Origin of the sequence: Streptomyces afghaniensis (assembly GCF_044327915.1) — a bacterium.
Classification (GTDB): domain Bacteria; phylum Actinomycetota; class Actinomycetes; order Streptomycetales; family Streptomycetaceae; genus Streptomyces; species Streptomyces afghaniensis.
This window is the reverse complement of sequence record NZ_JBIRGJ010000009.1, coordinates 358,025-381,767: the sequence shown is the minus strand read 5'-3', so window position 1 is coordinate 381,767 and position 23,743 is coordinate 358,025. Positions and strand designations below refer to the sequence as shown.

Annotated in this window: 23 protein-coding genes; 2 read left to right on the top strand and 21 right to left on the bottom strand. The window is 70.8% G+C overall.

The window, feature by feature from the left end; translation table 11 throughout:
• Positions 1 to 114: 114 nt before the first annotated feature.
• From metK to pyrR, 13 genes are all read right to left on the bottom strand, one after another.
• Positions 115 to 1,323 carry a methionine adenosyltransferase gene (gene metK / locus ACH4G3_RS33750; protein ID WP_243381336.1) on the bottom strand — a complete coding sequence of 403 codons (1,209 nt, stop codon included), beginning with the start codon at positions 1,321 to 1,323 and terminating at the stop codon, positions 115 to 117.
• Positions 1,324 to 1,560: 237 nt separating this feature from the next.
• On the bottom strand, positions 1,561 to 2,763 hold the full coding sequence (gene coaBC / locus ACH4G3_RS33745; protein WP_397628036.1) for a bifunctional phosphopantothenoylcysteine decarboxylase/phosphopantothenate--cysteine ligase CoaBC: 1,203 nt from the start codon (positions 2,761 to 2,763) through the stop codon (positions 1,561 to 1,563).
• Between the two features lie 114 nt (positions 2,764 to 2,877).
• A complete protein-coding gene (gene rpoZ / locus ACH4G3_RS33740; RefSeq protein ID WP_003988945.1) occupies positions 2,878 to 3,150 on the bottom strand; it encodes a DNA-directed RNA polymerase subunit omega in 273 nt (90 codons plus the stop codon).
• 71 nt (positions 3,151 to 3,221) lie between these two features.
• Positions 3,222 to 3,815 carry a guanylate kinase gene (gmk, locus tag ACH4G3_RS33735; RefSeq protein WP_356031987.1) on the bottom strand — a complete coding sequence of 198 codons (594 nt, stop codon included), beginning with the start codon at positions 3,813 to 3,815 and terminating at the stop codon, positions 3,222 to 3,224.
• A gap of 58 nt (positions 3,816 to 3,873) precedes the next feature.
• Entirely contained in the window at positions 3,874 to 4,197 is a 324-nt protein-coding gene (locus ACH4G3_RS33730; RefSeq protein ID WP_003977346.1) for an integration host factor, read from the bottom strand.
• 266 nt (positions 4,198 to 4,463) lie between these two features.
• Positions 4,464 to 5,306: an orotidine-5'-phosphate decarboxylase gene (gene pyrF / locus ACH4G3_RS33725; protein WP_397628035.1), complete on the bottom strand. Its 843-nt coding sequence runs from the start codon at positions 5,304 to 5,306 to the stop codon at positions 4,464 to 4,466.
• Positions 5,303 to 6,409 (bottom strand): quinone-dependent dihydroorotate dehydrogenase, encoded by a 1,107-nt coding sequence (locus ACH4G3_RS33720; protein ID WP_397628034.1) that lies wholly within the window; start codon positions 6,407 to 6,409, stop codon positions 5,303 to 5,305. Before ACH4G3_RS33720 ends, pyrF begins: the two co-directional genes overlap by 4 nt.
• Positions 6,410 to 6,480: 71 nt before the next feature.
• On the bottom strand, positions 6,481 to 9,789 hold the full coding sequence (gene carB, locus ACH4G3_RS33715) for a carbamoyl-phosphate synthase large subunit (RefSeq protein WP_397628033.1): 3,309 nt from the start codon (positions 9,787 to 9,789) through the stop codon (positions 6,481 to 6,483).
• Positions 9,782 to 10,924, bottom strand: coding sequence for a glutamine-hydrolyzing carbamoyl-phosphate synthase small subunit (gene carA, locus ACH4G3_RS33710; RefSeq protein WP_397628032.1), 1,143 nt, complete (start codon positions 10,922 to 10,924; stop codon positions 9,782 to 9,784). The genes carB and carA overlap by 8 nt, the downstream gene beginning before the upstream one ends.
• Positions 10,921 to 11,490 carry a PH-like domain-containing protein gene (locus ACH4G3_RS33705; RefSeq protein WP_397628031.1) on the bottom strand — a complete coding sequence of 190 codons (570 nt, stop codon included), beginning with the start codon at positions 11,488 to 11,490 and terminating at the stop codon, positions 10,921 to 10,923. The genes carA and ACH4G3_RS33705 overlap by 4 nt, the downstream gene beginning before the upstream one ends.
• Positions 11,487 to 12,800 carry a dihydroorotase gene (locus tag ACH4G3_RS33700; RefSeq protein WP_397628030.1) on the bottom strand — a complete coding sequence of 438 codons (1,314 nt, stop codon included), beginning with the start codon at positions 12,798 to 12,800 and terminating at the stop codon, positions 11,487 to 11,489. Before ACH4G3_RS33700 ends, ACH4G3_RS33705 begins: the two co-directional genes overlap by 4 nt.
• Positions 12,801 to 12,805: 5 nt before the next feature.
• Positions 12,806 to 13,783 carry an aspartate carbamoyltransferase catalytic subunit gene (locus ACH4G3_RS33695; protein WP_020272927.1) on the bottom strand — a complete coding sequence of 326 codons (978 nt, stop codon included), beginning with the start codon at positions 13,781 to 13,783 and terminating at the stop codon, positions 12,806 to 12,808.
• A gap of 102 nt (positions 13,784 to 13,885) precedes the next feature.
• Positions 13,886 to 14,452 (bottom strand): bifunctional pyr operon transcriptional regulator/uracil phosphoribosyltransferase PyrR, encoded by a 567-nt coding sequence (gene pyrR / locus ACH4G3_RS33690; RefSeq protein ID WP_020272926.1) that lies wholly within the window; start codon positions 14,450 to 14,452, stop codon positions 13,886 to 13,888.
• Positions 14,453 to 14,718: 266 nt separating this feature from the next.
• Between pyrR and bldD the strand changes: the two genes are divergently transcribed.
• Positions 14,719 to 15,222, top strand: coding sequence for a transcriptional regulator BldD (bldD, locus tag ACH4G3_RS33685; protein WP_010046440.1), 504 nt, complete (start codon positions 14,719 to 14,721; stop codon positions 15,220 to 15,222).
• A gap of 220 nt (positions 15,223 to 15,442) precedes the next feature.
• On the opposite strand, the gene nusB is transcribed toward bldD, so the two are convergent.
• From nusB to aroC, 7 genes are all read right to left on the bottom strand, one after another.
• A complete protein-coding gene (gene nusB, locus ACH4G3_RS33680; protein ID WP_020272925.1) occupies positions 15,443 to 15,877 on the bottom strand; it encodes a transcription antitermination factor NusB in 435 nt (144 codons plus the stop codon).
• Between the two features lie 2 nt (positions 15,878 to 15,879).
• Positions 15,880 to 16,446, bottom strand: a complete 567-nt coding sequence (gene efp, locus ACH4G3_RS33675) for an elongation factor P (RefSeq protein WP_010046444.1) — start codon at positions 16,444 to 16,446, stop codon at positions 15,880 to 15,882.
• 49 nt (positions 16,447 to 16,495) lie between these two features.
• Positions 16,496 to 17,605, bottom strand: a complete 1,110-nt coding sequence (locus ACH4G3_RS33670; protein WP_397628029.1) for an aminopeptidase P family protein — start codon at positions 17,603 to 17,605, stop codon at positions 16,496 to 16,498.
• A gap of 706 nt (positions 17,606 to 18,311) precedes the next feature.
• Positions 18,312 to 19,175, bottom strand: coding sequence for a Pro-rich N-terminal domain-containing protein (locus tag ACH4G3_RS33665; RefSeq protein WP_397628028.1), 864 nt, complete (start codon positions 19,173 to 19,175; stop codon positions 18,312 to 18,314).
• Positions 19,176 to 19,339: 164 nt separating this feature from the next.
• Positions 19,340 to 20,431 carry a 3-dehydroquinate synthase gene (aroB, locus tag ACH4G3_RS33660; RefSeq protein ID WP_354749454.1) on the bottom strand — a complete coding sequence of 364 codons (1,092 nt, stop codon included), beginning with the start codon at positions 20,429 to 20,431 and terminating at the stop codon, positions 19,340 to 19,342.
• Positions 20,428 to 20,940, bottom strand: a complete 513-nt coding sequence (locus ACH4G3_RS33655) for a shikimate kinase (protein WP_397628027.1) — start codon at positions 20,938 to 20,940, stop codon at positions 20,428 to 20,430. Before ACH4G3_RS33655 ends, aroB begins: the two co-directional genes overlap by 4 nt.
• Positions 20,937 to 22,121 carry a chorismate synthase gene (gene aroC / locus ACH4G3_RS33650; protein ID WP_355860827.1) on the bottom strand — a complete coding sequence of 395 codons (1,185 nt, stop codon included), beginning with the start codon at positions 22,119 to 22,121 and terminating at the stop codon, positions 20,937 to 20,939. The genes ACH4G3_RS33655 and aroC overlap by 4 nt, the downstream gene beginning before the upstream one ends.
• Positions 22,122 to 22,463: 342 nt before the next feature.
• Here aroC and ACH4G3_RS33645 point away from each other — a divergent pair, with 342 nt between their 5' ends.
• On the top strand, positions 22,464 to 22,907 hold the full coding sequence (locus tag ACH4G3_RS33645) for a spore-associated protein A (RefSeq protein ID WP_397628026.1): 444 nt from the start codon (positions 22,464 to 22,466) through the stop codon (positions 22,905 to 22,907).
• Between the two features lie 4 nt (positions 22,908 to 22,911).
• Here ACH4G3_RS33645 and ACH4G3_RS33640 read toward each other — a convergent pair whose 3' ends face one another.
• Complete coding sequence (locus ACH4G3_RS33640) at positions 22,912 to 23,727, bottom strand: shikimate dehydrogenase (protein ID WP_397628025.1); 816 nt, start codon at positions 23,725 to 23,727, stop codon at positions 22,912 to 22,914.
• Positions 23,728 to 23,743 lie beyond the last annotated feature (16 nt).

Genomic DNA, 23,743 nt, shown 5'->3' with positions numbered 1-23,743 from the left:
GTACCCGTCGCCCGCACACCGGACGCACGACGAGGCCCGGCGCCCCGAAGGGTGCCGGGCCTCGCGAGGCAGCGCGGCGGCGCCGGGCCTGTGGCCCCGCCGCCTTGCCGGGACTTACAGCCCCGCGGCCTTGCGCAGCGCGTCCACGCGGTCCGTCCGCTCCCAGGTGAACTCGGGAAGCTCACGGCCGAAGTGGCCGTACGCCGCCGTCTGGGAGTAGATCGGGCGGAGCAGGTCGAGGTCGCGGATGATGGCGGCCGGACGGAGGTCGAAGACCTCGTCGATCGCCTTCTCGATCTTCTCCGTGTCGACCTTGGCGGTGCCGAAGGTCTCGACGAACAGACCGACCGGCTCGGCCTTGCCGATGGCGTACGCCACCTGGACCTCGCAGCGGGTGGCGAGACCCGCGGCGACCACGTTCTTGGCGACCCAGCGCATGGCGTACGCCGCGGAGCGGTCGACCTTGGACGGGTCCTTGCCGGAGAAGGCGCCGCCGCCGTGGCGGGCCATGCCGCCGTAGGTGTCGATGATGATCTTGCGGCCGGTCAGGCCGGCGTCACCCATCGGGCCGCCGATCTCGAAGCGGCCGGTGGGGTTGACCAGGAGGCGGTAGTTCTCCGTGTCGATCTTGATGCCCTCGTCGAGCAGCGCCTTGAGCTCCGGGTCGACGACGAACTCCTTGATGTCCGGAGCCAGGAGCGAGTCGAGGTCGATGTCGGAGGCGTGCTGCGAGGAGACCACGACGGTGTCCAGGCGGACGGCCTTGTCGCCGTCGTACTCGATGGTGACCTGCGTCTTGCCGTCCGGGCGCAGGTACGGGATGGTCCCGTTCTTGCGCACGTCGGACAGGCGCTTCGACAGGCGGTGCGCCAGGAAGATCGGCAGCGGCATCAGCGTCGGCGTCTCGTCCGTCGCGTAGCCGAACATCAGGCCCTGGTCGCCCGCGCCCTGCTTGTCGAGCTCGTCCTCGTCACCCTCGACACGGGACTCGTACGCCGTGTCCACGCCCTGGGCGATGTCCGGGGACTGCGCGCCGATCGACACCGAGACGCCGCAGGAGGCGCCGTCGAAGCCCTTCTTGGAGGAGTCGTAGCCGATTTCGAGGATCTTGCTCCGGACCAGCGTCGCGATGTCCGCGTACGTCTTGGTGGTGACCTCGCCGGCCACGTGCACCAGGCCGGTCGTGATCAAGGTCTCGACGGCGACCCGGGAGGTGGGGTCCTCGCGGAGCAGCGCGTCGAGAATGGTGTCGCTGATCTGGTCAGCGATCTTGTCGGGGTGACCCTCGGTCACGGACTCCGAGGTGAACAGGCGACGGGACACAACGCTCCCTGGGGTTGCAGCGGCTGCTGGCTGATCATTGGCGGACGGCGGGGGCTGCACCCGGCGCCGTCCGTGGAACAGTTTATCGGTCACGCTTCGGCCACGGTCCCCCCGTCTCGACACTCGGGAGTGCTGTGACCTGCGGCACGGGCATTCTGCCCAATGCCGAGCTGCGTTGGCCAGAGGCGCCACGCCCCGATCGGCCGGGTTTCACGGGGGCGCAGGGCGACTGAAACATCAGCGGAGGCGCTCGGCCACCAGGCCCCATACGGTTTCGGCCAGGGCTTCCTTGGGGCCGTGCGGCACCGCGGTCTCGCTGCCGTCGGCGCCGAGGACGACGGCCTCGTTCTCCTCGGAACCGAAGGTTCTGCTCTCCCCGACCTCGTTCACCACCAGCAGATCGCAGCCCTTGCGCTTGAGCTTCGCGCGGCCGTTGGCGAGCACGTCGTCGGTCTCCGCCGCGAAGCCGACGATCACCTGGCCGGGGCGGGCGCGCTCGGCGGAGATCTCCGCGAGGATGTCCGGATTCCGCACCAGGGTGATCGGCTCGGGCTCCTGGTCGTCCTTCTTCTTGATCTTCCCGGCCGCGTACACCGCCGGGCGGAAGTCCGCCACCGCCGCCGCCATGACCACCGCGTCTGCGTCGGCGGAGGCCTTCAGCACCGCCTCGCGCAGCTGCACGGCGGTGCCCACAGGGACGACGTCCACGCCGGCCGGGTCGGGCAGGGCGCTGTTGGCCGCGATCAGCGTGACGCGGGCGCCGCGGGCGGCCGCGGTGCGGGCGAGGGCGTAGCCCTGCTTGCCCGAGGAGCGGTTGCCGAGGAACCGGACGGGGTCCAGGGGCTCGCGGGTTCCGCCGGCGCTGACCACGACATGCCGGCCCTTCAGGTCGGGCTCGGTCACGCCCCGGGCCAGCACCCGGCGGCAGACCTCGAAGATCTCGTTGGGGTCGGGCAGCCGGCCCTTGCCGGTGTCGACGCCGGTGAGACGGCCCACGGCCGGTTCGATGACGAGGGCGCCACGGCGGCGCAGCGTCGCCACGTTCTCCTGGGTGGCCGGGTGCTCCCACATCTCCGTGTGCATGGCGGGGGCGAAGACGACCGGGCAGCGGGCGGTGAGCAGGGTGTTGGTCAGGAGGTCGTCGGCGAGGCCGTGGGCCGCCTTGGCGAGCATGTCGGCGGTGGCGGGGGCGACGACGACCAGGTCGGCGTGCTGTCCGATGCGGACGTGCGGGACCTCGTGCACGTCGTCCCACACCTCGGTGGAGACCGGGTTCCCGGAGAGGGCGGACCAGGTGGCGGCGCCGACGAAGTGCAGCGCGGAGGCGGTGGGCACCACGCGCACGTCGTGGCCCGACTCCGTCAGCCGCCGCAGCAGCTCACAGGCCTTGTACGCGGCGATGCCGCCACTGACCCCCAGAACGACCTTCGGCTTGTCCACGTCTCTCCCCGGACCTCGGCAACCGGCACACCGTACGACTCCATGACACACCACAGGCCCGGCAGTCGGCCTGCCGGGCCTGTGGAAAAGTCAGCGTCAAGCTGCAAATAGTACTTACTGCGCCGGGCCCTCGACGGCCTCGGACGTCAGCAGCCCCGCGTTGATCTCGCGAAGGGCGATCGAGAGCGGCTTCTCATGGACGTGGGTGTCGACGAGAGGACCGACGTACTCGAGGAGACCCTCGCCGAGCTGCGAGTAGTACGCGTTGATCTGGCGGGCCCGCTTGGCCGCGTAGATCACGAGGCTGTACTTCGAGTCGGTGGCCTCGAGGAGCTCGTCGATCGGCGGGTTGATGATGCCCTCGGGCGCGGAGATGGAAGAGGACACGCTCTACCTTCCGATGGATGGGAAAGATTCTGTCGGGGTGATCAGCGAGACCCGGAATCGATCAGCGATGGTCACACGACGTCCACCAAGGCTAGCAGCTCGCGAGCCACGTCCTCGACGGAGGTGTTGACCAGGGTCGTATCGAACTCCGGCTCGGCGGCCAGTTCGGTCTTCGCCGCCTGGAGCCGACGCTCGATCACCTCGGGCGGTTCGGTGCCCCGCCCGGTGAGTCTGCGCACCAGCTCCTCCCAGGAGGGGGGAGCCAGGAACACCAGCTGGGCCTCGGGCATCGACTCCCGGACCAGACGGGCGCCCTGGAGGTCGATCTCGAGGAGTACGGGCTCGCCCTTCTCCAGGCGCTCCTGCACGGCCGCACGCGGCGTGCCGTAACGGTTGCCCGCGAACTCGGCCCACTCCAGCAGTTCGCCGTTGGCGATCAGCTTGTCCATCTCGTCGTCGGTGACGAAGAAGTAGTGGACTCCGTGCTTCTCGCCGGGGCGGGGCTTGCGGGTCGTCGCCGACACCGAGAGCCAGACCTCGGGATGTTCCTTGCGCATATGGGCGACGACCGTGCTCTTGCCGACCCCGGAGGGGCCGGAGAGCACGGTCAGCCGCGGACGTACGTCCGGGGGCACGGGGGTGGTCCCCCGGGGTGTTGCAGCCATGCAGCGATTATCCAGCAATCCCGGAGTGCCCGGGACTCACTCCCCCGGACTTCCCGGTTCAGGAGCCCGTGCTGCCGAACTCACGCTCAAGGGAGGCGATCTGGTTGGAACCGAGACCACGCACGCGGCGGCTCTCGGAGATACCGAGTCGCTCCATGATCTGCTTGGCGCGGACCTTGCCCACGCCCGGCAGGGACTCGAGGAGGGCGGAGACCTTCATCTTGCCGATGACGTCGTTCTCCTGGCCCTGCTTGATGACCTCGTGAAGAGAGGCGCCGGAGTGCTTGAGTCGATTCTTGACCTCGGCCCGCTCCCGGCGAGCCGCGGCGGCCTTTTCGAGCGCGGCTGCGCGCTGTTCAGGGGTAAGGGGCGGAAGAGCCACGCCTACGTCACCTCGGATGTCGAACTGTCGGATACGGACCGGTGAGGAACCTAGTCGCCCCACACCTGGGGAGCTACGAGCAACACGCTTGCCCGTTCACTCTCGTCGGAGACTAGCGGGCAAGTCCGCCAGAGTCAGCGAGAACAGCGGAAAAGTCCTGGTCAGCCTTCATCTGAACGGACATTTAGGACATACTGCCCCGGATTTGAGGATGTATTCAGACTCAAGCGCGCCCCGGACCACTCATCGGAGGTCTCCGGAAGAGGTCAGGACGGCGCCACGGTGTGACGGATCTCCTCCGCGAAGCGCTCCGCTGCGTCACGCAGAGCGACCGCGTCGGGACCGTGGCGCAGCACTCCCCGGCTGACGTTCGGCACGACGTTGCGCACCGCCGCCCCGAAGACCCCGGGAAGATCGGCCGGCGTCGCCCCCTGGGCACCGATGCCGGGCGCCAGGAGCGGGCCGTTGATGTCCAGGTCGTACGACGACAGGTCACCGAGGGTCGCGCCGACGACCGCGCCGAAGGACCCCAGGGGCTCCTCCCCCGCGTTCTCGGCGGCGAGGTGGGCGAGCATCGTCGCTCCGACGTTCCGGCCGTCGGAGCGCACGGCGTGCTGGACCTCGCCGCCCTCCGGGTTGGAGGTCAGCGCCAGCACGAACAGCCCGGCCCCGCTCTCCCGGGCCAGCGCGACGGCGGGGCTCAGCGAGCCGTAGCCGAGGTAGGGCGAGACGGTGAGCGCGTCGGAGAACAGCGGCGCGTCCTTGTGCAGGAAGGACTCGGCGTACGCGGCCATGGTCGAGCCGATGTCGCCGCGCTTGGCGTCCATAACGACCAGGGCGCCGGCCGCACGGGCCTCGGCGACGGACTTCTCCAGCACCGCTACACCGCGCGAGCCGAAGCGCTCGAAGAACGCGCTCTGCGGCTTGAGCACGGCGACCCGGTCGGCGACCGCCTCGACGACCGTGCGGCTGAACCGCTCCAGCCCCGCCACGTCGTCGTTGAGGCCCCACTCGGCGAGCAGGGAGGCGTGCGGGTCGATGCCCACGCACAGCGGGCCGCGCTCGTCCATGGCCCGGCGCAGACGCGCGCCGAACGGCTCCAGGTTCATACGGAGGTCCTCACGTCGGCGCCCACCGCGTCGGCGAGCGTGGCGTACGGGCTGGTGCGCAGGCGCGCGGCGAGCCCCTTGTGGAGGGCGCGGGCGTAGAACGGCCCCTCGTAGATGAAGGCGCTGTAGCCCTGGACCAGCGTGGCACCGGCCAGGATGCGCTGCCAGGCGTCCTCGGCGTTCTCCACGCCCCCGACGCCCACCAGGGTGATCCGGTCGCCCACGCGCGCGTAGAGGCGGCGCAGGACCTCCAGAGAGCGTTCCTTCAGGGGCGCGCCGGACAGGCCGCCGGTCTCCTTGACCAGGGAGGGGTCGGACTTCAGGCCGAGTCCCTCGCGCGCGATGGTGGTGTTCGTGGCGATGATCCCGTCCAGGCCGAGTTCCACGGCGAGGTCGGCGACGGCGTCGATGTCCTCGTCGGCGAGGTCCGGCGCGATCTTGACCAGGAGCGGGACGCGCCGCGCGGACACCGCGCGGTCGGCGGCCTCGCGGACCGCGCTCAGCAGGGGACGCAGCGCCTCCGTCGCCTGGAGGTTGCGCAGACCGGGCGTGTTCGGAGAGGAGACGTTGACCACGAGGTAGTCGGCGTAGGGCGCCAGCCGCTCGGCGGACTTCACGTAGTCCGCGACGGCCTCCTCCTCCGGTACGACCTTGGTCTTGCCGATGTTGACGCCGACGACGGTCCTGAAGACGGGCGTCCGGGAGGCCAGGCGGGCGGCGACGCGGAGCGATCCGTCGTTGTTGAAGCCCATGCGGTTGATCAGCGCCCGGTCCTTGACGAGGCGGAACAGCCGCTGCTTGGGGTTGCCGGGCTGCGGCTCGCCGGTGACCGTGCCGATCTCGACGTGGTCGAAGCCGAGCATGGCCATGCCGTCGATGCCGACGGCGTTCTTGTCGAAGCCCGCGGCGAGCCCGAAGGGGCCGTGCATGCGCAGCCCGAAGGCCTCCGTGCGCAGTTCCTTGTGGCGCGGCGCGAGGGCGGCCGCGAGGAAGGTGCGCAGCACGGGCACGCGGGCGGCCAGGCGGATCCAGCGGAAGGCCAGGTGGTGGGCCTGCTCCGGGTCCAGCCGCTTGAAGAACAGACTGAAAAAGATCTTGTACATGGTGTCCTCACGAAGACATGGCGTCCTCACGAAGAGGGGGACACCGTTTCCGGTGTCCCCCTCTTCGGCTGCTAGTCGCGGGCCGCGGTCAGGTGTTCCGCGTGTTCCTGGAGCGATCGCACGCCCACGTCGCCGCGGTTGAGGGCGTCGACGCCCTGGACCGCCGCCGCGAGCGCCTGGACCGTCGTCAGGCAGGGCACGGAGCGTGCCACGGCCGCCGTACGGATGTCGTAGCCGTCGAGGCGGCCACCGGTGCCGTACGGGGTGTTGACGATGAGGTCGACCTCGCCGTCGTGGATGAGCTGGACGATGGTCTTCTCGCCGTTCGGGCCGGTGCCCTCGGACTGCTTGCGCACGATCGTGGCGTTGATGCCGTTGCGCTTGAGGACCTCGGCCGTGCCGGAGGTGGCGAGCAGCTCGAAGCCGTGCGCGACCAGCTCCCGGGCCGGGAAGATCATCGAGCGCTTGTCGCGGTTGGCGACCGAGATGAACGCGCGGCCCTTGGTCGGCAGCGGGCCGTAGGCGCCCGCCTGCGACTTGGCGTACGCCGTGCCGAAGACGGAGTCGATGCCCATGACCTCGCCGGTGGAGCGCATCTCCGGGCCGAGGACCGTGTCGACGCCGCGGCCGTGGATGTCGCGGAAGCGCGACCACGGCATGACGGCCTCCTTCACGGAGATCGGCGCGTCGAACGGCAGCTCGCCGCCGTCGCCGGTCGCCGGCAGCAGGCCCTCGGCGCGCAGCTCGGCGATGGTCGCGCCCAGCGAGATCCGCGCGGCGGCCTTGGCCAGCGGCACCGCGGTCGCCTTCGAGGTGAAGGGGACGGTGCGCGAGGCGCGCGGGTTGGCCTCCAGGACGTAGAGGATGTCGCCCGCCAGCGCGAACTGGATGTTGATCAGGCCGCGTACCCCGACGCCCTTCGCGATGCCCTCCGTGGAGGCGCGCAGGCGCTTGATGTCGAAGCCGCCGAGCGTGATCGGGGGCAGGGCGCACGCCGAGTCGCCGGAGTGGATGCCGGCCTCCTCGATGTGCTCCATGACGCCGCCGAGGTACAGCTCCTGACCGTCGTAGAGCGCGTCGACGTCGATCTCGATCGCGTCGTCCAGGAACCGGTCGACCAGGACCGGCCGGGACGGGCTGATCTCCGTCGACTCGGCGATGTACGCCTCCAGGCGCGTCTCGTCGTAGACGATCTCCATGCCGCGCCCGCCGAGGACGTACGAGGGACGCACCAGGACCGGGTAGCCGATCTCGTCGGCGATGGCCTTGGCCTCGGCGAAGGTGGTGGCGGTGCCGTGCTTGGGGGCCGGGAGGCCGGCCTCCTGGAGGACCCGGCCGAAGGCTCCCCGGTCCTCGGCGGCGTGGATGGCCTCCGGGGAGGTGCCGACGATCGGCACGCCGTTGTCCTTCAGCGCCTGCGACAGGCCCAGCGGGGTCTGGCCGCCGAGCTGGACGATGACGCCCGCGACGGGTCCGGCCTGCTGCTCGGCGTGGACGATCTCCAGCACGTCTTCCAGCGTCAGCGGCTCGAAGTACAGGCGGTCGGAGGTGTCGTAGTCCGTGGAGACGGTCTCCGGGTTGCAGTTGACCATCACGGTCTCGTAGCCCGCGTCGCTCAGCGCGAACGAGGCGTGGACGCAGGAGTAGTCGAACTCGATGCCCTGGCCGATGCGGTTCGGGCCGGAGCCCAGGATGATGACGGCCGGCTTGGTCCGGGACGCGACCTCCGTCTCCTCGTCGTAGGAGGAGTAGAAGTACGGCGTCTTCGCGGCGAACTCGGCGGCGCAGGTGTCGACCGTCTTGTAGACCGGGCGGACGCCCAGCGCGTGCCGGACCTCGCGGACGACGTCCTCGCGCAGGCCGCGGATCTCGCCGATCTGCGTGTCGGAGAAGCCGTGCCGCTTGGCCTCGGCGAGCAGGTCGGGCGTGAGCTCGGCGGCGGCCGCGAGTTCGTCCGCGATCTCCTTGATCAGGAAGAGCTGGTCGACGAACCAGGGGTCGATCTTCGTGTACTCGAAGACCTCCTCGGGCGTGGCGCCCGCGCGGATGGCCTGCATGACGGTATTGATCCGGCCGTCGGTGGGGCGGACGGCCTCGCGGAGCAGCTCGTCCTTGTCGCCGGGGTCGCCGACGAAGGTGAACTGGCTGCCCTTCTTCTCCAGCGAGCGCAGGGCCTTCTGGAAGGCCTCGGTGAAGTTGCGGCCGATGGCCATGGCCTCGCCGACCGACTTCATGGTGGTGGTGAGGGTGGAGTCGGCGCTCGGGAACTTCTCGAAGGCGAAGCGCGGGGCCTTCACGACCACGTAGTCGAGCGTCGGCTCGAAGGAGGCGGGGGTCTCCTGCGTGATGTCGTTCGGGATCTCGTCCAGCGTGTAGCCGACGGCCAGCTTGGCGGCGATCTTGGCGATCGGGAAGCCGGTGGCCTTGGAGGCGAGCGCCGAGGAGCGCGACACGCGCGGGTTCATCTCGATGACGATGACCCGGCCGTCCTCGGGGTTCACCGCGAACTGGATGTTGCAGCCGCCGGTGTCGACGCCGACCTCGCGGATGACGGCGATGCCGATGTCGCGCAGGGTCTGGTACTCGCGGTCGGTGAGCGTCATCGCCGGGGCGACGGTGATGGAGTCACCGGTGTGCACGCCCATCGGGTCGAAGTTCTCGATGGAGCAGACGACCACGACGTTGTCGTGCTTGTCGCGCATCAGCTCCAGCTCGTACTCCTTCCAGCCGAGGATGGACTCCTCCAGGAGCACCTCGGTGGTCGGCGAGAGGGTGAGGCCGGTGCCCGCGATGCGGCGCAGCTCCTCCTCGTCGTGGGCGAAGCCGGAGCCGGCGCCGCCCATGGTGAAGGAGGGGCGGACGACGACCGGGTAGCCGCCGAGCTCCTCGACGCCCCTGAGGACGTCGTCCATGGAGTGGCAGATGTAGGACCGGGCGGACTCGCCGTGCCCGATCTTCTTGCGGACCTCCTCCACGACCTCCTTGAACTGGTCGCGGTCCTCGCCCTTGTGGATCGCCTCGACGTTGGCGCCGATCAGCTCGACGCCGTACTTGTCGAGCGTCCCCGCCTCGTGGAGCGAGATCGCGGTGTTGAGGGCCGTCTGGCCGCCCAGGGTGGGCAGCAGCGCGTCCGGGCGCTCCTTGGCGATGATCTTCTCGACGAACTCGGGGGTGATCGGCTCGACGTAGGTGGCGTCGGCGATCTCCGGGTCGGTCATGATCGTCGCCGGGTTGGAGTTCACCAGGACGACCCTGAGGCCCTCGGCCTTCAGGACGCGGCACGCCTGGGTGCCGGAGTAGTCGAACTCGGCGGCCTGGCCGATGACGATCGGGCCGGAGCCGATGACCAGGACGGACTGGATATCGGTGCGCTTAGGCACGCTGGCCCTCCATCAGGGAAACGAAGCGGTCGAACAGGTAGGCGGCGTCGTGCGGACCGGCTGCCGCTTCGGGGTGGTACTGGACGCTGAAGGCGGGGCGGTCGAGGAGCTGGAGCCCCTCCACCACGTTGTCGTTCAGGCAGACGTGGGACACCTCGGCGCGGCCGAACGGGGTCTCGGAGACCTGGTCGAGCGGGGCGTCGACGGCGAAGCCGTGGTTGTGCGCGGTGACCTCGACCTTGCCGGTCGTACGGTCCTGCACCGGCTGGTTGATGCCGCGGTGGCCGTACTTCAGCTTGTAGGTGCCGAACCCGAGGGCACGGCCCAGGATCTGGTTGCCGAAGCAGATGCCGAACAGCGGGGTGCCGCGCTCCAGGACGCCCCGCATCACGGAGACGGGGTGGTCGGCGGTGGCGGGGTCGCCGGGGCCGTTGGAGAAGAACACGCCGTCCGGGTTGACCGCGTAGACGTCCTCGACGGTCGCGGTCGCGGGCAGCACGTGCACCTCGATGCCGCGCTCGGCCATGCGGTGCGGGGTCATGCCCTTGATGCCGAGGTCGACGGCGGCGACGGTGAACTTCTTCTCGCCGATCGCCGGGACGACGTAGGGCTCGGTGGTGGCGACCTCGGCGGAGAGGTTCGCGCCCTTCATCTGCGGGGCTTCCTGCACGCGCGCGAGGAGTGCGCTGTCGTCCTTCACTGCGTCCCCGCTGAAGATGCCCACGCGCATCGCGCCGCGCTCGCGCAGGTGGCGGGTGAGGGCGCGGGTGTCGATGCCGGAGATACCGACGACGCCCTGCGCCGCCAGCTCCTCGTCCAGCGAGCGCCGGGAGCGCCAGTTGGACGGCACGCGCGCGGGGTCGCGCACCACGTATCCGGAGACCCAGATGCGCTTGGACTCGGGGTCCTCGTCGTTGACGCCGGTGTTGCCGACGTGCGGGGCGGTCATCACCACGACCTGGCGGTGGTACGAGGGGTCGGTGAGGGTCTCCTGGTAGCCGGTCATGCCGGTGGAGAACACCGCTTCGCCGAAGGTCTCCCCCACGGCCCCGTAGGCGCGGCCGCGGAAGACCCGGCCGTCCTCCAGGACGAGTACGGCGGGAGTTTTGGCGGCTCCCCTGGTGGAGGTGGTCATCGTTCGGCGCCTTCCCTGGTGTTCGTTTCGATCATGGAGTTGATGGCCTCGACCCACTCGTTGTGTTCGGCCGCGTGGTCGGAGCGGAAACCGGAGTCGATCAGCCGGTCGCCGTGCTCCCAGGTGACGACGAGCAGGCCGCCCTCGGTGAGCACCTTGCCGGCGATGCCCTTGTCGAGCCGGGCCTCGCGCAGCTGTGCGGCCGGGACGAAGAAGTCGCTCGCCCCGGGGCGTACGACGTCCAGTCCGGCGTCCGTGAGGGTCAGCTCGGCGCGGCTGCGGGTGCCCAGGCCGTGCGCGACGATGCGGTCGAGCCACTGTCCGGCCGTGGTGGAGCCGTGGTAGCGGCCACTCATCGTCAGGCGCTCCGGGCCCGTGTCGCCGGGAGCCGCGGGCAGCTCGGGCAGGTCGCCCTGGAGCGTGCCGCGCCACTTCCAGCCCTCGCGCATCAGCCAGTAGACGAGCGCGACGAACAGGGCGAGGCCGACGACCCAGCCGATGCGGGCGGCCCAGTCGGTCACTTGCGCCGATTCCTTCTCGGCGGCCAGCAGCAGTACAGGTGTCACGTGAGCTTCCCGTCGACGAGCGTGGCCTTGCCCCGCAGCCACGTGTGCGTCACACGGCCCGGCAGCTCACGCCCCTCGTAGGGGGTGTTGCGGCTGCGCGAGGCGAAGCCCGCGGGGTCCACAGGGCCACGGTATGCCGTGTCGACGAGCGTGAGGTTGGCGGGCTCACCTGCCGAGACGGGACGGCCGTGGCCCGTGGCCTGTCCGATCTGCGCGGGCTTGAAGGACATCCGGTCGGCGACGCCGGCCCAGTCCAGCAGGCCCGTGTCGACCATGGTCTCCTGCACCACTGACAACGCGGTCTCCAGGCCGACCATGCCCATGGCGGCCGCGGCCCACTCGCAGTCCTTGTCCTCGTGCGGGTGCGGGGCGTGGTCGGTGGCGACGATGTCGATCGTGCCGTCGGCGAGCGCCTCGCGCAGGGCCAGCACGTCGCGCTCGGTGCGCAGCGGCGGGTTGACCTTGAAGACGGGGTTGTACGTGCGGACCAGCTCGTCGGTGAGGAGCAGGTGGTGCGGGGTGACCTCGGCCGTGACGGCGATGCCGCGGGACTTGGCCCAGCGGACGATCTCGACGGACCCGGCGGTCGACAGGTGGCAGATGTGGACGCGGGAGCCGACGTGGTCGGCGAGCAGGACATCCCGGGCGATGATCGATTCTTCGGCCACCGCGGGCCAGCCCCCGAGGCCCAGCTCGGCGGAGACGACGCCCTCGTTCATCTCGGCGCCCTCGGTCAGCCGCGGCTCCTGCGCGTGCTGCGCGACGACACCGCCGAAGGCCTTCACGTACTCCAGGGCGCGGCGCATGATCACGGCGTCGTGGACGCACTTGCCGTCGTCGGAGAAGACGGTGACCCCGGCGGCCGACTCGTGCATGGCGCCCAGCTCGGCGAGCTTGCGGCCCTCCAGCCCGACGGTGACGGCGCCGATCGGCTGGACGTCGCAGTAGCCGTGCTCCTTGCCGAGCCGCCAGACCTGCTCGACGACACCGGCGGTGTCGGCGACCGGGAAGGTGTTGGCCATGGCGAACACGGTGGTGTAGCCGCCGGAGGCCGCGGCCCGGGTGCCGGTGAGGACGGTCTCGGAGTCCTCGCGGCCCGGCTCGCGCAGATGGGTGTGCAGGTCGACCAGGCCCGGCAGCAGCACCTTGCCCTCGGCCTCGACGACCTCCGCGCCCTCGGCGGACAGCCCGCTGCCGCTCCAGTCGATTTCGCCCTGCCGGGCGGTGGCGGCGATGGTCCCGCCGTCGATCAGCACGTCCTGCGGCTCGCCGCCCAGCACCTTCGCACCACGGATCAGGATCTTGCTCATCGGTCTTACTTCTCCTCGGTACGGGTCTGGGTGACGGCGGGTTCGTTTCCGCCCAGCAGCAGGTACAGGACGGCCATCCGGATGGAGACTCCGTTCGCGACCTGCTCGACGACGGTGCAGCGGTCGGAGTCGGCGACCTCGGCGGTGATCTCCATGCCGCGGACCATAGGGCCGGGGTGCATCACGACGGCGTGCTCGGGCATCCGCGCCATGCGGTCGCCGTCGAGCCCGTAGCGCCGGGAGTACTCGCGCTCGGTCGGGAAGAAGGCGGCGTTCATGCGCTCGCGCTGGACGCGCAGCATCATCACCGCGTCGGACTTGGGCAGCGTGCTGTCGAGGTCGTACGACACCTCGCAGGGCCAGGTCTCGATGCCGACCGGCAGCAGGGTCGGCGGGGCGACGAGGGTGACCTCGGCGCCGAGGGTGTGCAGCAGGTCGACGTTGGAGCGGGCGACCCGGCTGTGCAGGACGTCGCCGACGATCGTGATCCGCTTGCCGTCGAGGTCTTGGCCGATCCCGGCGTCCGGGCCGATCAGGCGGCGGCGCATGGTGAAGGCGTCCAGCAGCGCCTGGGTGGGGTGCTGGTGGGTGCCGTCGCCGGCGTTGACGACGACCGCGTCGATCCAGCCGGAGTTCGCCAGCCGGTATGGGGCTCCCGAGGCGCCGTGCCGGATGACGACGGCGTCGACGCCCATGGCCTCCAGCGTCTGGGCGGTGTCCTTCAGGGACTCGCCCTTGGAGACGCTCGAACCCTTGGCGGAGAAGTTGATGACGTCCGCGGAGAGGCGCTTCTCGGCGGCCTCGAAGGAGATCCGGGTCCGGGTGGAGTCCTCGAAGAAGAGGTTGACGATCGTGCGGCCGCGCAGGGTCGGCAGCTTCTTGATCGGCCGGTCGGCGACCCGGGCCATCTCCTCGGCGGTGTCGAGGATCAGGACGGCGTCGTCACGGGTGAGGTCGGCGGCCGAGATGAGATGACGCTGCATCTGTCAGGCTCCGTAAGGCAGTTCAAACGGGAGAATCGGGGCAGACGGGCACGCGAGGGCGCGCACTGAGCCGGCGTACGGCAGGGGCGTACGCCTGAAGCGCTACTGGGCGGCCGGCTTGGCACCGAGCAGCACGGTGTCGCGACCGTCCTCCTCGGCGAGCTGGACCTTGACCGTCTCCCGCAACGACGTGGGGAGGTTCTTGCCGACGTAGTCGGCGCGGATGGGCAGTTCGCGGTGACCGCGGTCGACGAGGACCGCGAGCTGCACCGCGCGGGGGCGCCCGATGTCGTTCAGGGCGTCGAGGGCGGCGCGGATGGTGCGGCCGGAGAAGAGCACGTCGTCGACGAGGACGACCAGCTTGCCGTCGATGCCGTCACCGGGGATCTCGGTGCGGGCCAGCGCACGCGGCGGGTGCATGCGCAGGTCGTCGCGGTACATGGTGATGTCGAGCGAGCCGCACGGAACCTTGCGCTCGGTGATCTCCTCGAGCTTGTCGGCGATCCGCCGGGCGAGGAAGACGCCCCGGGTCGGAATGCCGAGGAGGACCACGTCGTCGGCGCCCTTGGCGCGTTCGACGATCTCGTGGGCGATGCGGGTCAGTACCCGCGCGATGTCGGGCCCTTCGAGAACGGGCCGGGCATCGGACTGTGAGCCGTGCTTGTCCATACGAAACGGACCTCCTTCTCCGCCTCACGGGACGGACCTTAAAGGACGTCGGGATTGCGCCATCCACGGTAGCAGGCCCTCGGTGCCACCCGGACGGCCCCCTTGGATCACCCACTCGGCCTAACTGAGTGCCGATACCACGGAAGAGTCGGTGCGGACCATTCGGCTTGACGCGGCAGAGTAACGCTGCGTAACCTCACAGTGAGTTACCAGCCGCGCGGCCTGGCACCCACGCCAGACGCGTCGACACAGTGCCGGGGAGCTATATGTCCAGCGAATACGCCAAACAGCTCGGGGCCAAGCTCCGGGCGATCCGCACCCAGCAGGGCCTTTCCCTCCACGGTGTCGAGGAGAAGTCCCAGGGACGCTGGAAGGCGGTCGTGGTCGGTTCGTACGAGCGCGGCGACCGTGCCGTGACCGTGCAGCGCCTTGCCGAGCTGGCGGACTTCTACGGCGTTCCGGTGCAGGAGCTGCTCCCGGGCACGACCCCGGGCGGTGCCGCCGAGCCGCCGCCGAAGCTGGTCCTGGACCTGGAGCGGCTGGCCACGGTGCCGGCCGAGAAGGCGGGCCCTCTTCAGCGCTACGCGGCCACGATCCAGTCGCAGCGCGGTGACTACAACGGCAAGGTGCTCTCGATCCGCCAGGACGACCTGCGCACACTCGCCGTCATTTACGACCAGTCGCCCTCGGTCCTCACCGAGCAGCTGATCAGCTGGGGCGTCCTGGACGCGGACGCGCGCCGCGCGGTGGCGACCCACGAGGAGGGCTGAGCGCTCCACGGGGGCCAGCAGAAACGTGCCGCCGGGGTGGCCGGAACCGTACGGTTCCGGCCACCCCGGCGGCGTTTTCGGGGGCCGGCAGCCCTCGCCGGTACGTGGGGCCCTCGCCGGTACGTGGGGAACGCCGGAGGGCCCGCAGCGGTCGTGCTGCGGGCCCTCCGGCGTTCTGTCTGTCTCCAGCGCTCCGTCTGCCTCAGACGTTCTGTCTGTCTCAGACCTCGTCGCGGCGGAGCGAAGGCTTGAGGTCCTTCAGCCGTCCGAGCAGGCCGTTCACGAACGAGGGCGACTCGTCCGTGGAGAACTCCTTCGCCAGCTGCACCATCTCGTCGAGCACGACCGCGTCCGGGGTCTCGTCGACCCAGATCAGCTCATAGGCGCCGAGCCGCAGAATGTTGCGGTCGACGACCGGCATCCGGTCGAGCGTCCAGCCGACCGAGTACTGGGCGATGAGCTCGTCGATGCGCTTCGCGTGCTGCGCGTAGCCCTCGACCAGCTCCATCGTGTACTCGCTCACCGGCGGCTGCCGGGTGTCGGCCCGGGAGAGCCGGACCCAGTCGGCGAGGACCGTGAGGACCTCGGCGCCGCGCTGGTCGCCCTCGAAGAGGATCTGGAAGGCGCGCTTGCGGGCCGTGTTGCGGGCAGCCACGGTTAGCTGTTCACCCGGCCGAGGTAGTCGCTGGTGCGCGTGTCGACCTTGATCTTCTCACCGGTGGTGATGAAGAGCGGGACCTGGATCTGGTGGCCGGTCTCCAGCGTGGCGGGCTTGGTGCCGCCGGTGGAGCGGTCGCCCTGGACGCCCGGCTCGGTCTCCTGGACGGTCAGCTCGACGGCGGCAGGCAGCTCGACGAAGAGCACCTCGCCCTCGTGCTGCGCGACCGTGGCCGTGAAGCCCTCGACGAGGAAGTTGGCGGCGTCGCCGACGGCCTTGCGGTCGACCATGAGCTGGTCGTAGGTCTCCATGTCCATGAAGACGAAGTACTCGCCGTCCATGTAGGAGAACTGCATGTCGCGCTTGTCGACGGTGGCCGTTTCGACCTTGACGCCGGCGTTGAAGGTCTTGTCGACGACCTTGCCGGAGAGCACGTTCTTGAGCTTGGTGCGCACGAAGGCCGGGCCCTTGCCGGGCTTGACGTGCTGGAACTCGACGACGGACCAGAGCTGGCCGCCTTCGAGCTTGAGCACCATGCCGTTCTTGAGGTCGTTCGTGGAAGCCACGGTTGCGGAATCTCCTGGACTGACGTACGACCCCGGGGCACGCACCTGCCTACAGGGCGAGCAGCTCCTTGGTCGTGATGGTGAGTAGCTCGGGTCCGCCATCCGCCTCTGGGCGGACGACGAGCGTGTCATCGATCCGGACACCGCCCCGGCCCGGGAGGTGGACCCCAGGTTCGACGGTGACCGGCACGCAAGCGTCCAGTTTACCCATGGCCGCGGGACTCAATTGAGGGTCCTCGTCGATTTCGAGCCCGACCCCGTGTCCGGTGAGAACCGTGAGGCCCTCGGTGTACCCCGCGGAGTCCAGGACCTGGCGGGCGGCACGGTCGACGTCACGGCAGGCGGCGCCGGGTACCAGGCTCTCACGTCCGGCGCGCTGGGCCGCGAAGACCAGGTCGTACAGCTCGATCTGCCAGTCGGCGGGGGCGGTGCCGATGACGAATGTACGGCCGATCTCACAGCGGTAGCCGCGGTACGTGGCGCCCAGGCAGACGGAGAGGAAGTCGCCCTCCTCGACACGCCGGTCGGTGGGCCGGTGCCCGGGCCGTCCGGCGTTCGGCCCCGTGGCGACGGAGGTGGGGAAGGCCGGGCCGTCGGCCCCGTGATCCACCAGGCGTCTTTCGAGTTCCAGGGCGAGATGGCGTTCGGTCCGCCCGACCAGGATGGACTCCAGCAGTTCGCCGAGGGCCTGGTCGGCGATCTCGGCGCCGATGCGGAGGCAGGAGATCTCCTCCTCGTCCTTGACGACCCGGAGCTGCTCGACGGCGCCGGCGAGGTTGGCCAGGCGCAGCCGGGGGGCGACCGAGCCGAGGGCACGGTGCCGGGCCACGGTGAGGTGGTGCTCCTCCACGGCGAGGGAGTCGGCGCCCTGGGCCGCGGCGAGGCCGGCGGCCGCGACGGCGGGGTCGCCGCCTCCGGCACCGGGCAGGGTCTGTACCAGCAGGGCCTCGTCGGGGCGCTCCTGTGTGGGGCGGTCGGCCGTCGGGCCGGCACACACCAGGAGGTCCTCGGTCTTGCCCAGCAGGAGAACGGCGCCGTGCGGGGCCGCGCCCGCGAGATAGCGCACGTTGGCGGGGCGGGAGACCAGCGCCGCCGCGCTGCCGCCCGCGTTGCAGTATTCCCTCAGACGCGTCCGGCGGGCCGCGTACACCTCTGACATGACCCGAGCCTACGAGCGACCGGGGGATGTCGCCGGTCGGGAGGGCCGAGTGGGGGTTGTCCGCGCGACGGCTGGGGGTGCGGGCCTGCGCTGACGCCGGGTGGTGGGTCGGGGCCGCGCCGGGGGGTGTCCGTCCTCGGAACGGCGCGATGGGGTCGGATACCGGCTAACCGTCCGTTGACGCGCCAACCGCTGCGGGCGGACACCCCCCGACACGTCCCCTTCCGTGCGTCGGCGGGTGCGGGCGCGTCTCGGCTCAGCTGCCGCGGGCCGCCGTGGCGGCTTGGCTGCGGGCCGCCGTGCCCGCTTGGCTGCGGGCGCGCGGTGGTCGCTCAGCTGCGGCAGGCCGCCGCACTGCGGGCGCGTCGTTGCCACCCTGGCTGCGGGACGGCCGCTGCACTGCGGCGCGCAGTGGGCCTCAGCTGCCGCACGCCTGCCGCACTGCGGGCGCGTCGTGGCCACCCTGGCTGCGGGCCGACCGCTGCGCCGCGGGCGCGCGGTGGTCGCTCAGCTGACGCAGGCCGCCGCGCAGTGGTCGCTCAGCTGACGCAGGCAGTCGTGCCGCTGGGGCGATGGGGGTCCCCCTGCCCGAGCGAAACCGAGAGCTTGAAGGAGGGTGGGCGCAGCGGCACGCCGCGTGCGCCGGGTTGCGGATCCACCCGGCCTCAGCAGCAGCGGCGAGACCCCTCACGCCGGTTACCCGCGCCTACCACTTCGGCGGACTCGCAATGGACCTGGCCAGGACATCGTCCAGTACCCGCGCCGTCTCCGGGACATCCAACTGCGAGTTGTCGATGATCGGCAGACCGGACCCGTACCACCCGGCCATCCGCCCATGGATACGGGCGACCTCCTCGTCCGTCAGCCGTCGATTGCCCGAGCGCTCCGCGTTGCGTTCCAGGACGATGTCCAGCCCGGGCAGGAGGACGACCGGCAGCAGGCCCGGCCCGACGTGCCGTTTCCAGCCGCCGAGGCCGACCACGGGCCGGTCGGGAAAGACCGCGTCGTCGAGGATGCAGGAGATGCCGTTGGCCAGGAAGTTCCGCGCGGCGAAACCGCACGTGCGGCGGGCGAGACGGTACTGCGCCTCGGAGTTGTCGTTCCACCCGGACTGCGGGTCGGCGAAGCCCGAGCGGACCCACTCGCGTACGTCGTCGAGGCTGATGTGGGCCGTGGGGACCCGGCGATGGTCCGCCCAGTACTTGGCGACGCTGGTCTTTCCGGCCCCCGCGGGCCCGATGAGCAGCACGGCGAGCGTCGTACCGGCCGGATCGGGGGCCGTCGTCGCGGGCGGCGCGCTGGGCATGGCGACCGGACCGCCGGGCGGCAGCGGCACATGGCCGGTGGTGTCCGGCGCCGGAGGGACGGAGACCCGCGGTGGTGGCGCGCCCGGCCCGGGCGGGGGCGCGGGATAACCGGGGGCCGGGGGCGGCGGGGGCACGGGCGCGGAGCCCTGGGGCGCGCCCGGGTGGTGCGGACCCGGGTGGTGTGCGGCCGGCGACCAGCCGACGGCCGGTCCGTGCCCCGGCTGGTGGGGCGGCGGCAGCGGAGAACCCACTGCGTGCTGCATCCGGTGCCACTCCGTCTCGTACAGGCGATGGGCGCTGAACAGCGGGGCGGAACCCGCTGCTACCGAACGGTACCGCCCCTGGCCAGTGTTGTGTGAACGGCCGGGGGCGGTCCGAAGTGCCCGGCCCCGTAAGGCCGTTTCGGGCGGAAGGCGCGCCCGGGTACTTACTGTCCGACTTCGCCGTACGCGGCGAGCAGCACGGCCGGGTCGGGTCCCTCCAGGACCGTGGGCTTGGCGAGACCGTCGAGGACGATGAAGCGCAGCAGATCGCCGCGGGACTTCTTGTCGACCTTCATGGTCTCCAGCAGCTTGGGCCACTGGTCGTGCCGGTAGTGCAGCGGCAGCCCGACGGATTCGAGGACGGTCCGGTGGCGGTCGGCCGTGGCGTCGTCCAGCCGCCCGGCGAGACGGCCCAGTTCGGCGGCGAAGTGCATGCCCACCGCGACCGCCGCGCCGTGCCGCCACTTGTAGCGCTCGTTCTTCTCGATGGCGTGGCCGAGCGTGTGGCCGTAGTTGAGGATCTCGCGCAGGCCCGACTCCTTCAGGTCGGACGACACCACGTCGGCCTTGACCCGGATGGAACGCTCGATGAGCTCGGCGGTGTGCGGACCGGCCGGGGTGCGGGCGGCCTCGGGGTCGGACTCGATCAGGTCGAGGATGACCGGGTCGGCGATGAAGCCGGCCTTGATGACCTCCGCGAGTCCGGAGACGTAGTCGTTGACCGGGAGGGAGTCCAGCGCGGCCAGGTCGCAGAGCACACCGGCGGGCGGGTGGAAGGCACCGACCAGGTTCTTGCCCTCGGCGGTGTTGATGCCGGTCTTGCCGCCGACGGCCGCGTCCACCATGGCCAGGACCGTCGTCGGGATCGCGATCCAGCGCACCCCGCGCAGCCAGGTGGCGGCCACGAACCCGGCCAGGTCCGTGGTCGCGCCGCCGCCGACGCCGACGATGACGTCGGTGCGGGTGAAGCCGGACTGGCCCAGCGCCTTCCAGCAGTAGGCGGCGACTTCGGCGGTCTTGGCCTCTTCGGCGTTGGGTACCTGGATGGCGACCGCCTCGTAGCCCTGCCCGGCCAGGTCGGCGCGCAGGGCGTCACCGGTCTCGGCCAGTGCCTCGGGGTGGACGATCGCGACCCGCTTGGCCTTGCCGCCGATCAACCCGGGCAGCTCGCCGAGGAGTTGACGCCCTACGAGGACCTCGTAGGGATCGGTGCCCGCCGTGCCGCCGACCTGGATCCGGGTCAGTGCCTCGCTCATGCTTCCTTCAACTCCAGTGCGTCCAGGGCGGCTCGGGTGACCTCTTCGGGGGTGCGGCCGTCGGTGGCGACCACGGCCGTGGCGACCTCCTCGTAGAGGTGCCGGCGGGCCTCCATCAGCTCGCGCCACTGCTTGCGCGGGTTGATGGCGAGCAGCGGCCGGGCCGCGTTGAGGCCCGTGCGCTTGACCGCCTCTTCGACGTCCATCGACAGGTACACCACGCGCTGCCCGGCGAGCAGCGCGCGCGTGTCCGGGTCGAGGATGGCGCCGCCGCCCAGTGCCAACACACCGTCGTGCCCGGCCAGTGCCTCGCGCACGGCCTGCTTCTCGATCGCACGGAAGGCGGGCTCGCCCTCCTCGACGAAGATCTCGGCGATCGTCCGGCCCTGCGCGGCGACGATGTCGTCGTCGGTGTCCCGGTAGCCGGTCCCGAGCCGCTCGGCCAGCTGCTGCCCGACGGTGGACTTGCCCACGCCCATCGGCCCGACCAGCACGATCAGCGGGTTCATCGGATGGCCAGGTTGTCGAGGTAGGACCGGACGTTGCGGCGGGTCTCGGCCACGCTGTCGCCGCCGAACTTCTCCGCGACCGCGTCCGCGAGGACGAGGGCGACCATGGCCTCGGCGACGATGCCGGCGGCCGGCACCGCGCACACGTCGGAACGCTGGTGGTGGGCGGCCGTGGCCTCGCCGGTGACGACGTCCACCGTCTTCAGCGCCCGCGGCACGGTGGCGATCGGCTTCATCGCCGCCCGCACGCGCAGCAGCTCACCGGTGGACAGCCCGCCCTCGGTGCCGCCGGAGCGGCCGGTGGCCCGCTTGATGCCCTCGTCGGTCGCGACGATCTCGTCGTGCGCCTTGGAGCCGGGGACACGGGCCAGGTCGAAGCCGTCGCCGACCTCGACTCCCTTGATCGCCTGGATGCCCATCAGGGCGGCGGCCAGGCGGGCGTCCAGGCGGCGGTCCCAGTGCACATGCGAACCGAGGCCGACCGGCACCTCGTACGCCAGCACCTCGACCACGCCGCCGAGGGTGTCGCCGTCCTTGTGGGCCTGGTCGATCTCGGCGACCATCGCCTTCGACGCGTCGGCGTCCAGGCAGCGCACCGGGTCCGCGTCCAGTTTCTCCACGTCCGCGGGCGTCGGGTACACGCCGTACGGCGCCTTGGCGGCCGCGAGCTCCACCACGTGGGAGACGATCTCGATGCCGGTCGTCTCCTTCAGGTACGACCGGGCCACCGCCCCGAGGGCCACCCGGGCCGCGGTCTCCCGCGCGGAGGCGCGCTCCAGGATCGGCCGGGCCTCGTCGAAGCCGTACTTCTGCATCCCGGCGAGGTCGGCGTGGCCGGGGCGGGGACGGGTCAGCGGGGCGTTGCGGGCGAGGCCGTCGAGGATCTCGGGGTCGACCGGGTCGGCCGCCATGACCTGTTCCCACTTCGGCCACTCGGTGTTGCCCACCATGATCGCGACCGGGGAGCCGAGGCTGAGGCCGTGCCGGACACCGCCGAGGAAGGTGATCTCGTCCTGCTCGAACTTCATCCGGGCACCGCGCCCATAGCCCAGGCGCCGCCTCGCGAGATGGTCCGCCACCATGTCCGTGGTGATCGGCACGCCGGCGGGAAGGCCCTCCAGCGTCGCGACGAGTGCGGGACCGTGGGATTCCCCCGCGGTCAGCCAGCGCAACCTGCTCAACGGTGCTCCTCAGTGTTCGCGGCATGCTTACTGCCCAGCGTACGCACCTCATCGCGTACGGCTACGGCCCGACCGGGTGCGCGGCCCCGTCCGGCACCATCGATCCTCCCATGCCACGCGGACGACTCCGATCCGAGTCCGGCTGGCGGACAGCGTCGAACGGCGGACTCGGTTGAGGCCGGGCGTCGAGAACAAGCCGAGCGAGCGTCAGAAATGCGCCAGAAGTTGCCGCCCGTAGGCCGGAAATCAGCTATCGGAGGGCTCTCCGGCCTCATATGTTCCTCGCGTCCCATTCCTTGATCCTCGATCCGGATCTGATACGTGAGGACCACTCACACCACCATGAGACACGTTCTGAGAGCAGTCGTCGCCCTCTGTGCCGCGCTGGGCATCTCCCTGGCGTTCACGGGCTCGGCACAGGCGGCGAGCAACCCCGTCACCGTCTGCGGTTCGGGTTACTACGTCCAGTCCTCCCACAAGCTGGGCCTCTACCTGGAGACCGGCGGACCGCAGGCGATCGTCTACCTGCTCTACAACGCCTCCACCGGCTACAACTGCGCGGTCACCGTCGTCACCGGCGAGCAGATCGGCAACCCCGTCAGCGTGGGCATCCGCGCCCAGGGCGGCACCTGGATCAAGGATTCGGGCAACTACAACTCCTACGCCGGCCCGGTGCGCGTGAAGGCCGCGGGCAAGTGCGTGCAGTACTCCGGCTCGACCCGCTGGTGGAGCTCCTCGTCGCCGTACACCGACGAGTACACGAGCCCGCTGGGCTGGTGCGGCTGACACGTCAGCCCCGCTGAGCGGCCTCCCGCATCGCGGTGAGCGGCGACCGTGCGTCGCCGGTGAACTGCCGGAACTGGAACACCGCCTGGTGGACCAGCAGGTCGAGGCCGCTCAGCACCTGTCCGCCCCGCTCCTCCCACGCCGCTGCGAGGGGCGTGGGCCAGGGCTCGTAGAGCACGTCGAACAGGGTGCCCACGCGCTCGGGCACCTGCTCGGCCAGCGCGTCCGTGCCCCCGGCGGGCGTCGTCGAGACGACCAGGGGTGCCTCGAAGGCACGGGCGGCGTCGGCCCACTCGGCGGGCCGGACGCGGACGCCGAGCCGCTCGCCCCACTGCCGCATCTCAGCCGCGCGCCGTTCGCTGCGCACATACACGGCGACCTCGCCCGTGCAGATCCGGGCCAGTGCCGCGAGAGCCGAGGACGCGGTGGCCCCGGCGCCCAGGATGGCCGCGCTCTCCGTCTTCTCCACACCGCGCTCGTGCAGCGCCGCCACCAGCCCGGGGATGTCGGTGTTGTCGCCGACCCGGCGCCCGTCCGGCCGGAAGACCACGGTGTTGACCGCCTCCACCGAGGCGGCCGTGTCGGTGATCTCGTCGAGCAACGGGATCACGGCCCGCTTCAGCGGCATGGTCAGCGACAGCCCTGCCCACTCGGGGCCGAGCCCGCCGAGGAATCCGGGCAGCGCGTCCTCGTCGATCTCGAACCGGTCGTACGACCAGTCGGCCAGGCCCAGCGCCCGGTACGCGGCGTTGTGCAGCCGCGGCGACAGGGAGTGCGCGATCGGGGAGCCGAGAACGGCTGCTCGGCGTGGTGCGGCCATCAGGTCTTCCTCAGTC